Origin of the sequence: Rhizobium sp. MHM7A (genome assembly GCF_005862215.1) — a bacterium.
In the GTDB taxonomy this organism is placed as follows: Bacteria; Pseudomonadota; Alphaproteobacteria; order Rhizobiales; family Rhizobiaceae; genus Rhizobium; species Rhizobium bangladeshense.
The window spans coordinates 31785-45739 of the sequence record NZ_VCHT01000006.1; the positions used below are offsets into that span (position 1 = coordinate 31785).

At 58.2% G+C, this 13955-nt stretch carries 12 protein-coding genes; 9 read left to right on the top strand and 3 right to left on the bottom strand.

Translation table 11 applies throughout. The annotated features are described in order from the left end of the window. Window positions 1–2 precede the first annotated feature (2 nt). Both FFR93_RS20320 and FFR93_RS20325 read right to left on the bottom strand, forming a co-directional pair. Window positions 3–728, bottom strand: coding sequence for a LuxR family transcriptional regulator (locus FFR93_RS20320; protein WP_064712288.1), 726 nt, complete (start codon window positions 726–728; stop codon window positions 3–5). A 155-nt stretch (window positions 729–883) separates the two neighbouring features. Then, entirely contained in the window at window positions 884–1522 is a 639-nt protein-coding gene (locus FFR93_RS20325) for an acyl-homoserine-lactone synthase (protein WP_138394527.1), read from the bottom strand. Between the two features lie 174 nt (window positions 1523–1696). Here FFR93_RS20325 and FFR93_RS20330 point away from each other — a divergent pair, with 174 nt between their 5' ends. The 9 genes from FFR93_RS20330 (at window position 1697) to FFR93_RS20370 (ending at window position 12153) form a co-directional block, all read left to right on the top strand. Further along, entirely contained in the window at window positions 1697–2041 is a 345-nt protein-coding gene (locus FFR93_RS20330) for a helix-turn-helix domain-containing protein (protein ID WP_064708525.1), read from the top strand. Window positions 2042–2292: 251 nt separating this feature from the next. Beyond that, on the top strand, window positions 2293–3720 hold the full coding sequence (locus FFR93_RS20335; RefSeq protein ID WP_138394528.1) for a glycoside hydrolase family 15 protein: 1428 nt from the start codon (window positions 2293–2295) through the stop codon (window positions 3718–3720). Between the two features lie 94 nt (window positions 3721–3814). Further along, complete coding sequence (locus FFR93_RS20340; RefSeq protein WP_138394529.1) at window positions 3815–5686, top strand: GMC family oxidoreductase; 1872 nt, start codon at window positions 3815–3817, stop codon at window positions 5684–5686. Between the two features lie 97 nt (window positions 5687–5783). Next, the gene (locus tag FFR93_RS20345; protein WP_138394530.1) at window positions 5784–6899 is read left to right on the top strand and encodes a ferritin-like protein; all 1116 of its coding nucleotides are present in this window, start codon (window positions 5784–5786) and stop codon (window positions 6897–6899) included. Further along, on the top strand, window positions 6896–7453 hold the full coding sequence (locus tag FFR93_RS20350) for a hypothetical protein (protein WP_138394531.1): 558 nt from the start codon (window positions 6896–6898) through the stop codon (window positions 7451–7453). The genes FFR93_RS20345 and FFR93_RS20350 overlap by 4 nt, the downstream gene beginning before the upstream one ends. Beyond that, window positions 7419–8357 carry a myo-inosose-2 dehydratase gene (gene iolE, locus FFR93_RS20355; protein ID WP_138394532.1) on the top strand — a complete coding sequence of 313 codons (939 nt, stop codon included), beginning with the start codon at window positions 7419–7421 and terminating at the stop codon, window positions 8355–8357. Before FFR93_RS20350 ends, iolE begins: the two co-directional genes overlap by 35 nt. Window positions 8358–8488: 131 nt before the next feature. Beyond that, window positions 8489–9517, top strand: coding sequence for a TIM barrel protein (locus FFR93_RS20360; protein ID WP_171049223.1), 1029 nt, complete (start codon window positions 8489–8491; stop codon window positions 9515–9517). Between the two features lie 117 nt (window positions 9518–9634). Next, window positions 9635–10459 (top strand): MBL fold metallo-hydrolase, encoded by an 825-nt coding sequence (locus FFR93_RS20365; RefSeq protein ID WP_138394534.1) that lies wholly within the window; start codon window positions 9635–9637, stop codon window positions 10457–10459. Window positions 10460–10497: 38 nt separating this feature from the next. Beyond that, the gene (locus tag FFR93_RS20370) at window positions 10498–12153 is read left to right on the top strand and encodes a thiamine pyrophosphate-dependent enzyme (RefSeq protein WP_138394757.1); all 1656 of its coding nucleotides are present in this window, start codon (window positions 10498–10500) and stop codon (window positions 12151–12153) included. Between the two features lie 47 nt (window positions 12154–12200). Here the strand turns inward: FFR93_RS20370 and FFR93_RS20375 are convergent, their stop codons facing one another. Further along, window positions 12201–13940: an EAL domain-containing protein gene (locus FFR93_RS20375; RefSeq protein WP_246661344.1), complete on the bottom strand. Its 1740-nt coding sequence runs from the start codon at window positions 13938–13940 to the stop codon at window positions 12201–12203. Between the last annotated feature and the right edge of the window lie 15 nt (window positions 13941–13955).

A 13955-nucleotide genomic window follows, 5' to 3' on the forward strand; every position in this document is an offset into this window, starting at 1 on the left:
GCTTATATCAGTTCGAGCGCAATCGCCTTGGCGACGGCTTCGCTCGTCGTGGCGACCGTCAGCTTCCGGCGCGCCGAGGCGAGATAGAGCTGCACCGCGCTGAGCGAAATGGACAATCGGGCGCCGATCTGCTTTGCCAGAAGGCCATTGGCGGTCATCTCCAGGCATTGAACCTCGCGGCGCGACAATTGCGGAACATCCGCAGCCTCACGCATCCCCGACAAGACCATTGCCCGGTCGTGGAGGTGGTGGGCGAGATACTGAAGGTCCCGCATGCTGTCCATCCGAAACTGCCGCCAGTAGGCATCAGGATGCGTGGATGTCACGGTAAACAGCGACCGCTCCCCCCGCGGGCCCCGCACCGGGAGGGTCACACCCTGCCGGCCGACGCCGAAGGCCATGGCTTCCTTGAAGAAGCCGTGCACCCGGCCCGAATCCCATTTCGAAGCGGACCATTCCACAGGCAGGAAGCCGCACCGGCCGAGACGCACGACAGGATCGATGCTGAAATAGTCCCGCTCAAGATATTGTTTCACCCATTCGGGCGGATAGGTCAGCATCAGCAACGGGATGGTGGCATTGCCGCCCGAGGAGCGGGTCACATGCAGAACCATATGCGAGATGGCGTAGATGTGGCGGACTTCGTCCAGCGTTGCCTCCAGATCTCGCATTGTGGGCGATGCGGAGATCCGGTCCAAACTATAGAAAAAACGAGAACTGCTCAGCATGAGTGGACTCGTGGTTGTGTGTTTTCCTAACTTCTCGCATTGGTAACATTTCGCGAGAGCCGAGAACAGGGTATTTTTTAGCAACCATGGCGCGACATGAAGAACAGGTTAAAGGCTGACCATCCCACTTGATGGCGGCGGGACAGCGGCTGCGCTTACCGCATGCCGCCATCGACAAGGGCTCCGGCAGGATTGGGAGAGGCTTGCTCCAGAAGTCGGGACAGGTTGGCCCGAAGTGCTCGACAGTTCTCCGACGTCACATCCCACAGGCCAACATACAGCTTGCCGATCTCCGGCCGGGATCGGGCAAGCGCCGTCGGCCTCCAGCCGATCTTGCGGTACACAGCAATCATTGCGACGTCATAGACGCCGACAATGCTCTCGATACCGGTGTCGAGCGCAAGATCGCAAAGCCCTGAGAGCAACTCCGTGGCGACTGCGCGCGATTGCTCCATTTGCCCGACATGCGGATGAAGGCAAAAGCGGGTACATTCCCAGGTCGTCGGGCTATCGACGTCGATGGGCTGATCGAAGAAATGCCGGAACTCGCTTTTGAGCATCGTCGCTCCGGTGGTCGGCAGCAGGCGCAGCGAACCCGTCAGCGTGCCGGAAGGGTGATGCGTGACGAGATAGACGGGATCCTCGGCCTCGTCGTATCGGTCCCTCTCCCATTGATCCCGGACATCCACCTGCCATCCCAGCCGATCGCGAAAAACGGCGGCGCGAGCCCGAAACATTTCATCGAAAGCACGTCGATCGGTATCGAGCATGTCTTTGGTGAGTATCCGCAACATATCCGTCCCTCCTGATGTGCTGACGTTTCACAACAGGAGGCCGAGCGGGGGCAATCTGGATATTTCACCAGGTTGACCAGTGCCTGGCTTTGCCTTCCCCTTCCATAAGAAGTTTCTGATGTTCGTCGATCGAAAGCTCTTGGTTATCCCGAGCAAGAAGAGGGAGGATTCTTGATGACCTACGACATGGCACGCGGCAGACGTATTCGAGAGGCAATATCCCGGGGCAAGTTCCGGAAAGTTCACGCCTTGGCGGCCGAATTAGACGTGTCCGTCGCCGCCGTCTCACGCTGGCAGAATGGCGGTCATACCTCGCTGGAGAGCGCCTGCGCGCTCGCTGACCTGCTGGATGTCTCCCTCGACTGGCTGCTGCTCGGGCGTGGCACTATGGACTGGCATAGGAACAGCGCGATCTCCCCCGCGGAACTGCAAATGATCCTGGCGTTGCGCAACCGGTCTGCGGCAACACGGTCCAATCTCGTTGGGCTGGTCGAATCCATCCCGCCGGAGCACCCGTAAAGCCAAGCGCAATTCCCTGAGATTTTTTGACCTGAGATCAACACGTTCAGGTTGCCAAAAAACAAAACGTCGACGATCTTTCCAGTTAAAGGTGCAACTGAAGCGAGGGTAAACGGCCAGCCACCCTGCCCTCCTCAGAGACCTTGTGTTCACTCTCAACGCCCATTCGACCGCAATATTTCTCTCATCCGGGTCCGGAATGTTTCCTTGATCTGGTCACGGCAAGTCTCAACCGATTTTGGAGTCAGTCGATGACAGTTGCGCTTTGGAGTCAGTCAATGACGGGTGCGAACCCGACCCATATCGGCGCCAATGCGCCTACGGTAAAACCGCGGCCTGCCTTCGCGCAGACCGATCTGGTCGCATTATCGCGCTATTTTTCTCTTCTTATGATGCGCAACATCACAAGCGATGGCTATGTCATCGAGGATCCCACATCGCCCGGCGTCTTTTCGGCCCCCGGCTGCGTCATCGCCGCACCCTCCTATCCAGCGAACACGCCGGGTGTCGACCAGGACTATGTTTTCAACTGGGTCCGCGACGGCGCCATTACGGCCATCGAGATCGCGCTAGCCGGATTGCTGCCCGTCCCGGGCGGAGTTTCGCCGAGCCTAGTCGACTATGTAAACTTCGCCGCGCTCTGCCAGGCGAATGCCAAGAATTCCGCGACCGTCACACTTGGCCACGCCTGCTTCACCATCGCCGGCGAGGTTCGCCCGTGGTCGGAGCAGAATGACGGGCCGGCCATTCAGTCGATCGCGATCATGACGCTGTTCGATCAGTTGGATGGCGCCACGCAGACGATCGCCAAACAGTTGGTCGAGGCCAACCTCGCTTATCTTCTCGAAGTTTACCAGAACAAGACCACAAATCTCTGGGAGGAATATGAAGGCTATTCGTTTTTCGCCAGAGCCGTACAGCTGCGCTTTTTCCGGGAAATTTCCGCAAACACGATCGGTATTGCGGTGCCTGCCGGGGTGGCCGATGCCATCTCGTGGCTGGAAAGCCAGCTGGCGACCCACTGGAACGGGCAGCTCTATGTCAGCATTCTGGATGCCGCGGAGCAAGCCGGTTATGACGCGAACATCGATATCGTCTCTTCGGTCTGCTATGGCGGGATCGAGCCGACCGATACCAAGCTTCTGGCAACGGCGGCCATTCTGCGGCGCCAGTGGGCCGATCCTTCGTCTTCGAACTATTACCCGGTCAATGGCGCCGACGCGGCCAAAGGGCTCGGACCACTCTTCGGGCGCTATCCAGGTGACCATTACGATGGCGATGTGGCAGCTCCAGTGGTCGGCGGGCATCCCTGGGCTCTGTGCACCGCCAACTTCGCCGAGTTTCAATATCGGCTTGCCAATGCCATCGATGCCAGCGGCGCCATCCCCCTCGATCAGTTCTCCGAACCCTTCTTCGCGGAACTGGGACTTGGCGCATCCAGCAGCGCCGCCGAAGCGTCGGCTGCCCTGCGGGCTTCGTCTGACGCCATGCTGCGCGCCATCGTCTATCACAGCGATCACTATGAGCTCAGCGAACAGTTCGATGGAACCGTCGGCTACGAGAAAAGCGTCCGGAATCTGACCTGGAGCTATGCCTCCTTTCTCTCGGCAGTCAGAGCCCGCGCCGTCGCGCCGGCCGCCAAGTCCAAGCCCCGAAACTCTCGCGGCGCGAAATCATGACGATGGAAGGCCCTAGGGCCTGAAATCTCGATTGAGTCCAGAACGGCATGGTTCGCAAAGCCCTGATGCGGCTTGGGATTAATGGAGGATCAAAGTGCTTTTTCCCCTCGAATCGGCAATAAGAGCCGATGCCAAGACCGTCGCAGAGTCTGGCGACTACGATATCGTGATCGTCGGCAGCGGCATTTCCGGAGCAATCATTGCCAAGCAGGCTGCGGAAGCGGGCAAACGTGTCCTTATCCTTGAAGCCGGAACCGGTGCCAATAGTACTCTGGCAGGCTATGACAATCTGCTGACGACTTTTTATTCGGCAGCCTCCAAGGACAACCAGTCGCCCTTTCCGCTGAATGCGAACGCGGCCATACCCCGCAGCCCGCAACTTCGCAAGCTGCAGGCGGGGGAAACCGATAGCTCGAACTATATCGTTCAATCCGGCCCTTATGTCAGTGATACGGTATATACCCGCATTTTCGGCGGAACGACCATGCACTGGGAGGCGAAAACGCCCCGTCTGCTTCGCTCGGATTTCAAAACGCGCACGCTTTTTGGCCAGGGGCTGGACTGGCCGCTGAGCTTTGAGGAAGTCGAGGAGGATTACCGCCTGGCCGAGCGGGAAATCGGCGTATCGGCAAATGTCGAGGATCAGCAATATCTCGGGCAGACGTTCCCGGACGACTATGTCTTTCCCATGCGCGGCATCCCGCTTTCCTATCTGGATCAGCAGGTCAACAAAGGCATCGAGGGCACCAGCGTCGAACTTTACGACAAGACCTATCCCCTGAAGGTCAGGCCCTATCCGCAGGGGCGCAATGGCATACCAAACCCGGCCTATGACGGTGGGAAGGGCTACCGTCCAATCGGCGCAGTCGATACACATCAGGTCGAAGAGGGTGGTCGCTGCCAAGGCAACACCAACTGCGTACCGCTCTGTCCCGTGCAAGCGCGCTACCACTCCGGCAAATCACTTGCCAAGGCGTTCGCTGTAAGCGGGGAAAGGGGCGAGCGGCTTGTCGAATTGTTGCCGCAGGCGGTCGCATCGAAAGTCAACATCGATCCGGATAGCGGGAAAGTCCGCTCTCTCGAGGTCAAGATTTACAAGGACCCGGCCTCACCGGCCCACGAGACCATCACCGTGAAGGGCAAGATTTTCGTGCTTGCGGCAGGCGCCATCGAAACGGCGCGTCTTATGCTGGCCTCCGGCCTGCGCAGCACCAGCGGTCTTGTCGGACGCAATCTGATGGACCACGCCTACCTGCTGAACTGGGCACTGATGCCTGAGATCTGCGGCACGATGCGCGGAACCAGTTCGACGGGCGGTATTGTCGACCTGCGGGACGGCCCTTTCCGGGAAAAGCAGGCCGCCTTCGCCATCGATATCCATAACGATGGCTGGGGTTGGGCCACGGGTGCGCCGACCTCCGACCTTCTGGAACTGGTGGATGATCGCAACCTCTATGGCGCGGATCTTCGGCGCGGCATGGTCGACCAGGTTTCGCGGCAGTTGCTGCTGGCGTTCATGATCGAGGTCATGCCCGTCGAAAGCAACCGCATCTCGGTGGATCCGCAATATACCGATGCTCTGGGCAACATGCGGCCCATCCTGTCCTTCACGGTTCCGGAATATACCATGAAGGGTGCCGCCTATGGCCGCCAGTTTGCGCGCACCGTCTTTGCGCGCCTCGGCGCGCGGGACCATACCCATTACGACCCCAGCGATTACGGCTATGTGGCCTATGAGGGACAAGGCTATGCGATCCGCGGCGGCAATCATCTGGCCGGCACCCATATCATGGGAACGACGAAGACCAATTCCGTCGTGGACAAGAACCAGCGCAGCTGGGACCACGAAAATCTCTATCTTGTGGGCGGCGGCAGCATGCCGACGATCGGCACGGCCAATGTCACCTTGACGCTGGCCGCCATGTGCTTCCGAAGCGGTCGCAACATTCTCAAGTCTCTGCATTGAACGAAGGCCGGCATCCAGCGCGCAAACGAACCGATGGTTCGATGCAGGCAACGCGAAGCCGGCCGGTGCACCCAACTCATTTTCATGGAGCATGAGCATGGATTCCAGTATCAAGACGCTCGATGAGCTGAAAGAGTTCCTCTACCGGGCGATGCAGCTCGAACATGCGACGATTCCGCCGTATCTGACGGCGCTTTACTCGATCAAGCCCGGCGCCAACCAGGATGCAACCCAGGTTTTGCGCGTGATCGTCGTGGAAGAAATGCTGCATCTGACGATCGCGGCCAATATTCTCAATGCCATCGGCGGCAAGCCGGATCTTGTCAGGCCGGACTTCGTAGCCAGATATCCCGCCGCCCTGCCGGACGGCGAGACCGATTTCAAGGTCGGCATCCAGGCTTTCGGCCGTGAGGCGCTAGCGACCTTCCTGAAGATCGAGCGGCCGGCCCAACGTCCTGAACATCTCGTCGGCAAGGGCCTGATATACCGCAAAACTCCGCCTGATATCACCGCGCTTGCCAGCCATCCGAGGCATGAGGATTTCCATTTCTACAGTATCGGCGAGTTCTACTCGGCGATCGCGGAAGGCATCAAATACTTGGAAGCGGAAGCGCATGGGGCGGGCACAACCATCTTTACCGGCGATGGGTCGCGCCAAATCACCTCGGAATATTATTACTCCGGCGGCGGCGAGCTGTTTCCGGTGACTGATCTGAAAAGTGCCCAGGAAGCCATCGAGCTCATCATCGAACAGGGCGAGGGCGACGGCGGCGGCATCTACGATGATGACGACCACGAACTGGCCCATTACTATCGTTTCGAGGAACTGGTCAAAGGCCGCTACTACCAGAAGGGCGACCAGCCCGGCCACCCCACGGGTCCGCACCTGCAGGTCGATTGGGAGGGCGCCCATCCCATAAAAGAGAACCTGAAAGTGGGGGACATACTCGAAGGTTCGGAACTGCGTGAGGCAGCGACCGCCTTCAACACGCGCTATGGCGAATTTCTCCAGCTTTTGACGCGTGCCTATAACGGCCAGCCAAACCTGCTGCTGGAAGCCGTTCCGATGATGTTCGAATTCCGCAACATGATCCTCGAACTCGTCCGCAATCCGCTGCCGGGGCATCCCGGCAAGAACGGCAGCCCCACCTATGAGATCCCCGGCGGTATCAAACAGCCAGCCGTCACCCGGCAGGCGGAGGTGAACGCATGAGCAGCCGTTTCGAGCCCTTTCTGGGCCTTTCCGTCGAATTGACGGCCTTCTCCCACTTCGACCTTCTGGGAACCGGCCTGGCAGAACGCTATCTCGCCACGCTCGACACGGTGGTCGGCGGCGAGATCACCGACGCGCTGCTGGCCGCGTTCACTGCCCTGCCACCGCCGGAAAGTAAGGCGCGTATCCAGGCAGTTCGCACGACCATCCTCGGCAGTGAATTGCTCGGAGACGTGGCCCGCGCGCTGATCAAGCTCTGGTATTCCGGCACCTGGTTCGAGCTGTCCTCCGCTTGGACGGAGCGCTTTGGACCCAGGCCCGCGAATACCACCTTCGTCGTTTCTCCCGATGCCTATATCGAGGGTCTGCTCTGGAAGGCGATCGGAGCCCACCCTCCTGGCGCCAAGGGGCAGGGCTTCGGCTCCTGGGCCTTTCCACCGAAAATTCCGGCTCCGGCCCCCGGTCCAAAATCTGACCTGACGCCACTTCCGCTTGTCTTCAAAGAACTGGATCAACGCCATGACGAAATATCTGCATCGACTGACGCCCGCTAAGGTCTGGCTCGGCGTCATCCCCACGCTCTGGTGGAATGACGATTTCATCAACATCGACATTGGCATCCCCTATGAGCAGGCTCTGAGTGAAATGGCGCTCGCCGGCTATGTCGGGTGCGGCGTCGGCCATAAATATCCGACGGATCCGAAAATCCTGCGCCCCGTCCTCGAACTCAGGGGATTGCGGATTTCCGAGCCTTGGGTGAGTACTTACTTCACCATAAAGGCGATGAATCGTCACACGCTTGAAAGCGTCGATGCTCAGCTCGACTTCCTCGAAGCCATGGAAGGCGGCAGCGACGATCCGCGCAGGGCCGATCTCGTCGTCGCCGAGTTTGGCGGAGCGGTCAATCCGCTTCCGGTCGCCCTGTTTCCCAATTGCCCCGAATTCTCCGAGGACCAGTGGAAACAGCTGATCGAAGGCCTGCACGCAGCCGGAGAGAAAGCCAGGGCCCGCAACCGCCGGCTCTGCTATCACCCGCACCTCGGAACCGGGGTGATGAAGACGGAAGCGATCCACCGGCTCATGGACGAGACGGATCCTCGCCTGGTCAACATGCTTCTCGATACAGCGCACCAGGCGGCCGCCGGTGTCGATCCGCTGGCGCTGGCCAGAAAATACGCCCACCGCATCAAACATGTTCACCTGAAAGACATTCGCGCCGAGGTGGTCACGAAGATTCACACGGGAGAATTGTCCTTCCAGCAAGGGATCGAGGCGGGGATCTTCACCGTGCCGGGCGACGGCTCCATAGAAACCTTTCCGGAAATACTCGATGCGTTGGCAGAGGCGGATTTCGCCGGGTGGATCTGCGTCGAGGCAGAGCAGGATCCGGCCAAGGCCAATCCGCTGCAATACGCGAAGATGGGCCGCGAATATCTGCGCAAGCTGCTTGGATGGTAGCCCTGCGCGGACGCACCGTTTGTTTCAGCCCTACGGCAATGTGAATGAGACGGGATGGATCTCCGCCTCATCACAAAGCCAGTCGAGACATCATGTGAACCACGCATTACTGGATAGCCACAGCTGGAGCGATGAAGATGGAAGAGGCACGCAGGCGAGATATATTTTTCAGCTTCTTTATGTTTACAGCCGATTTGAGACCGAATGACGCGGGCTATACTCAGGTTCTCGTCAGACATCTGAAAGCTCTTACCGAGATCGGCTACACCGGCTTCGATGTGCATATCGCCCCAGGACCGGCCCATGTCGGTCATCATGCTGAGGTTGAAAGCTATATCAGCCTCAAGAGGGCGTTCGATGAGGCAGGCTTCCGGGGTGTGACGTTCACAACCAATGTGGGGACCACGCGAAGCTTCGATCCGACCTCGCCCTACGAGGAGCAGCGCAAGCAGGCTTTGTCCTATCTCAAATCCCGCGTCGACATCACCTCGGTGCTGGGCGGGGAGAATACGATCATGTCGGGGCCGTTCCTGTACCCCTATGGTATCTTTCCGCTGACGGATGATGGCGATGGGATCTGGAGCGACGCACTTCAGGATTGGATGAAGCCACGATACGCGGCGGCGGCCTCCATCTTCCGGGAATTGGCGCAATATTCTGCCGAGAAGAGGGTGAAGCTCGCCATCGAACCCGTCAAGAATTGGGAAACGCCCGGGCCGACCATGGTCTCGGAGGCGCTGGATTTTCTCGAAAGCGCCGACATTCCGGTCTGTGGCGTCACGATCGATACGGCTCAGGTCGTGATGGAAAGCCAGGGGCCGGCAATATTCAGGAAAAATGTCGCCCGGGCAGCACAGCAGAGCCGGCTGAATTACGTTCATATCTCGGCGCCGGACCGGGGCGCTGTCAGCGACAGCTGGATTCCCTGGGAGATCATGCTGGACGAAATCGAGCCGGTCTATTCCGGCCCATATCTCGTCGAAGTCTTCAACGCGATTCCCCCCTTCGAGAGCTCCATGCGAATGACGCGCAGACGTTTCTGGCGGCCCGGCGAGGACGCGCCGGAGGCGGGCGTCGACAGCGCCTACGACATTGCGCGCGCCGCCCTGAGGACATTGGAGGAAAAGTTCGCGTCCCACGGCCGTCGATCTCATCGGTGATCGCGCTCCGGCGCGCAAATGTTGGAAACAGCCCGCGAATGCTGGGGAACCGAGTCTCCGCCATGCCCGGGTGAACGTCAAACCTCAACAAATGACCTTTCAATCAGGGAGATACCTATGGTGGCGCAATTGCCGGGTCCCATTAAAATCGTCAGGCGAGCAGGCGATGTCCGTATTCACACGTTCATTTCAGCTTTCACGGATGACAATATCGCCAACGCGACGCACATCATCGAAAGCAGGAACAAGCTTGTTCTTGTCGATGGGCAATTCCTCGTCCCCTATGCGCTGCAATTCAGGGCCTATGCCGACAGTCTCGGCAAGGAGATCGACCGGATTTATCTGTCGCACAGGCACCCCGACCATTGGTTCGGCCTGGGAGCCGCCTTCAGCGACATTCCGATTCATGCACTGTCGGAAACGAAGGAGTTCCTGAGGCAGCATGGGCAGGATTCCCTGAACGACCATTGGAAACTGGGCAACCTCGCTCCGAAGAGCTTGGTGATTCCCGAAAAAACCGTCCGCGCCGGCCACGAGATCATCGACGGAGTCAGATACGTATTTGATGAAGTCGTTGATACGGAGATCGATTTTCTCCTCACCATAGGTCTTCCGGACGTGGGCGTTTTTATTGCGCAAGACCTGATCTACAGCGGAACGCACCTTTATCTGACGAAATACATGGAGCATTGGATTGGGATTTTGCAGGGCATGCTGCTCTCCGATTATGATCTGTTCCTTCCCGGTCACGGCTTTCCGGCCGACAAAAACGAGGTTGCCAAAAATATAGAGTATTTGTCCGCCGCCATGGAGGCCGCCGGCAACGGACTTACCAATGATGCCTTCAAGCGCTTCCTGCTGGAAAGATTTCCCGAGCGAAAATGCCCCGGAATATTCGACATATACATACCGCGCTTATTCGATAACGCGAGCGAGTTCTAATATAGATCAATTGTCCTCAACAGGGGAGCCGTTTGAACATGGGCAATACATACACGGTTGGACAATATCTGGTCGACAGACTTGGCGAACTTGGCCTGGGACACCTGTTTTCCGTAGCGGGCGATTATTCGATCGAATGGGTAAACAGCTATGTCGAGAAAAGCGGTATTCAGGTCATCGAAGAGGTGAACGAACTGAATGCCGGTTACGCGGCCGACGGCTATGCGAGACTGAAAGGAATTGGCGCGCTGTGCGTCACCTATTCCGCGGGCTCGCTTTGCGCAACAAATGCGATCGCCGGATCTTACGTCGAGAAGGTGCCGGTCGTTCTGATCAACGGTGCGCCAAGCATCCAAAAAACGCTGACATTCGAACAAACCGGCTACAGTTCGCATCACTTCATCAGCGGACGGGAAACGGATCTTCAGGTGTTCGAATACATAACCGCCGCTACCGTCCGCATCGACAGCCCTCATCTTGCGCCAATGCTCATAGATTATGCGCTGACACAGTGCATCACGGAAAGACGTCCGGTCTATATCGAGTTGCTGGAGGATATGGTCGACCTCGAATGCGCGCGCCCTTCGAATGCATTGAAGGCGGCGCCCGTCATATCCGACGAAGACAGTCTCAATCAGTCGATCGCGCAAATCAGCGACAGATTGGAAAATGCCACCAAACCCTTGATCTGGATCGGTGTCGAGATCGACCGGTTTGGCCTTCACGACCAGGCGGAGCGGCTCATTCGTGACCTCAAAATTCCTTATGTGACTGAGCTTCTGAGCAAGGCCATCCTGTCGGAAGACGATGTCCAATTTGCCGGAGTGTTTGATGGCAAATCGTCGTCACCCGATGTCCAGTCTTTGGTCAGAGACTCCGACTTCGTATTGGCGCTGGGCGTCTGGTTGACTGATATCAACGATTTGGGCTGGCCTGTCGATCTTGATAAAACCGCATTCGCCTCTTGGGATACGGTAAAATACGGCACGATCTTCAATGCACAGGTTTCGCTGGCGGATCTCGTCAACGGCTTGATCGACAAAAGGCTGACGTGCAAAGCCCAAACTCTTCCGGCGAAAACCGCTCGGCAAGCGCCGGTCGTGAATCCAGCAGCCGAGATCACCTATCAGGGCTTCTACGATTTCATTCAGCAGCAGATCGACGGAAACACGATCGTTGGTGCCGACGCCAGTTTGAATTATTTCGGGAGCCTGCTTCTTGAAGTGGGTGCTCGCCGCGGTTTCATCGTCCAATCATCCTATTCGGCGATCGGTTATATTGGCCCGGCCGCGACCGGGGTTTCGCTGGCGAAGCAAGATAAACAGAGGCTGCTGGTCTTTGCGGGGGATGGCGGGTTTCAGATGACCGCTCAATGCCTCTCGACACAAACCCGTTTCAACCTCAACCCGATCGTGTTCGTGATGGACAACGGCATCTATGGCGTGGAGCAGTGGCTTGCCGATGCATCGGTTTTCCACGGCAACAAGCCGTTCTACAATTCATGCATTCTGCACAGATGGAATTACAGCAAGTTGGCGGAGGTCTTTGGCTGCCAAGGCTGGAAAGTGGATACCTATGGCGAACTGCAGGGCGCCATAAACGGCGCCAAAGAAAACCTGAACAGCCCGTCCATCATCCAGGTGGTCGTGCCTCAGCGGTCGATCCCCGACAATGCGAACTGGAAAGCAAGCTAGAACGGTTCAGCTTTTAACGAAGCGCAGAACCGCTCTAGCCTTTGTTTTTACGCAATTCCGGACGGAAAACGCACGACATCCGGTTGCCCGAACTCCAGTGCCTCCTGCTCCAATCGCGCCGCCAGATCGGCGAAGGACTGCGGCCGTCCAAAAGCATAACCCTGGAGAGTGTGGACGCCGAGATCGGCAAGCACTTTGGCATGGTCGAAGGTTTCCACCCCTTCAGCGATGACTTCCATGTCGAGCGCCCGCGCGATGTCGACCAGCGAACTGACGAGCCGTCGGCTGGGCACGGATTGCAGTATCGGCATCACAAGCCGGCGGTCGATCTTGACGCGGTCCGGCCTGAGCTCAAGCAGGCCCAACAGGGAAGCATGTCCTGATCCGAGATCGTCGATCTCGATGTCGATACCGAAGGACTTGATTGCCTGGATGTTCTGGCGCACCCGATCGCTTAGGCTGTCCAGGAATATCGTCTCAATCAGCTCGAAGCTCAACCGGCCGGGAGGGATGTCATAGCCACCGAGCTTTGTTGTCAATTCGGGATCATCGAGACGATCTGCGGAAAGGTTGATGGATAACCGGATGCCCTCCAGCAGGGAGGCCGCGGATTTCATATCCGACAGGACAGCCCTCAGTATGACATCGTCAAGCTCTGCGACCAATCCGTTCGCCGAGGCGAGAGACAGGAAATGGGCCGGAGCGAGAATTCCTCTCGCCGGGTGGTGCCACCTCGCCAGAGCTTCGACGCCGTTTACTCGGAATGACCTGGCGTCGACCTGCACCTGATAAAACGGACGGATCTGCCCGAGCGCCAATCCGGATCGCAGATCCTGGGCAAGCTGCCTTTCGTTGGCTAGGCTCGAGGCCATCTCATCGGTAAAAATCTCGGCGCGATTCCGACCATTCCGCTTGGCATGGTACAAAGCCAGGTCCGACTGGGAAAGCAGCTTGGCGAATTCTGCGCTCATGGCGCTGGCAACGCCGATCGAGCACTGCACGCTGAGCGCCTGGTCGCCTACAGGAAAAGGACTTTCCAGACGTCGCTGAATATGATCGAGCACGGCGTTCGTCTTGCCGGACTTGTTCTCGGCGATGACAACAGCGAACTCATCGCCGCCAAGGCGTGCCGCGAGGTCTCCCGCGGAAATAGCCTCCAAGAGAATCTCGCTGACATGACAGAGAATGAGGTCGCCGACCGCATGCCCGAAGCGGTCGTTGATCTCCTTGAAATGATCCACATCTATATGAAGAAGCGCAACTCGGACGCCTTCCTGCCTGGCAAGCTCAGACAGGGCGAAATCAAAGCTGCGCCGGTTCAAAAGTCCGGTGAGGTGATCGTGATCGGCGGCGAACCGAGCTTCCGCCCGGCTTCTCTCCAGCTCCTTGTTAAGAAGGACGTCGTCCGTCACATCCCATTCGGCGCCGACAAAGCAACCGTCGCCTGCCGCATCAACGAAATAGCGGGCGCGCGAGCGCAGGTAGCGGATCGCTCCATCCGGTCGAACAATGCGAAACTCGGATGCATAATCCGATTTGGTTTCGATCGCGCGCAAATATATTTCATTGGTCGGCCCCACGTCGTCGGGGTGGACGCTGTCGAGCCAGATGACATCGAGCGGCGCTTTCGGAACACCATATATGAGCTTGAGCTGCTCGTCCCAGCGAGTCTGATTCTTTGCGATATTGTGCTGCCAGATGCCGATCCCGGATGCTTCAAGGGCCAGGCCAAGCTGGCGGAGCAGGTTCTCAAGCTCGACGTTTGTTCTGGATCGTTTGTTGCTCAAGGCGGTCTCGCTTCT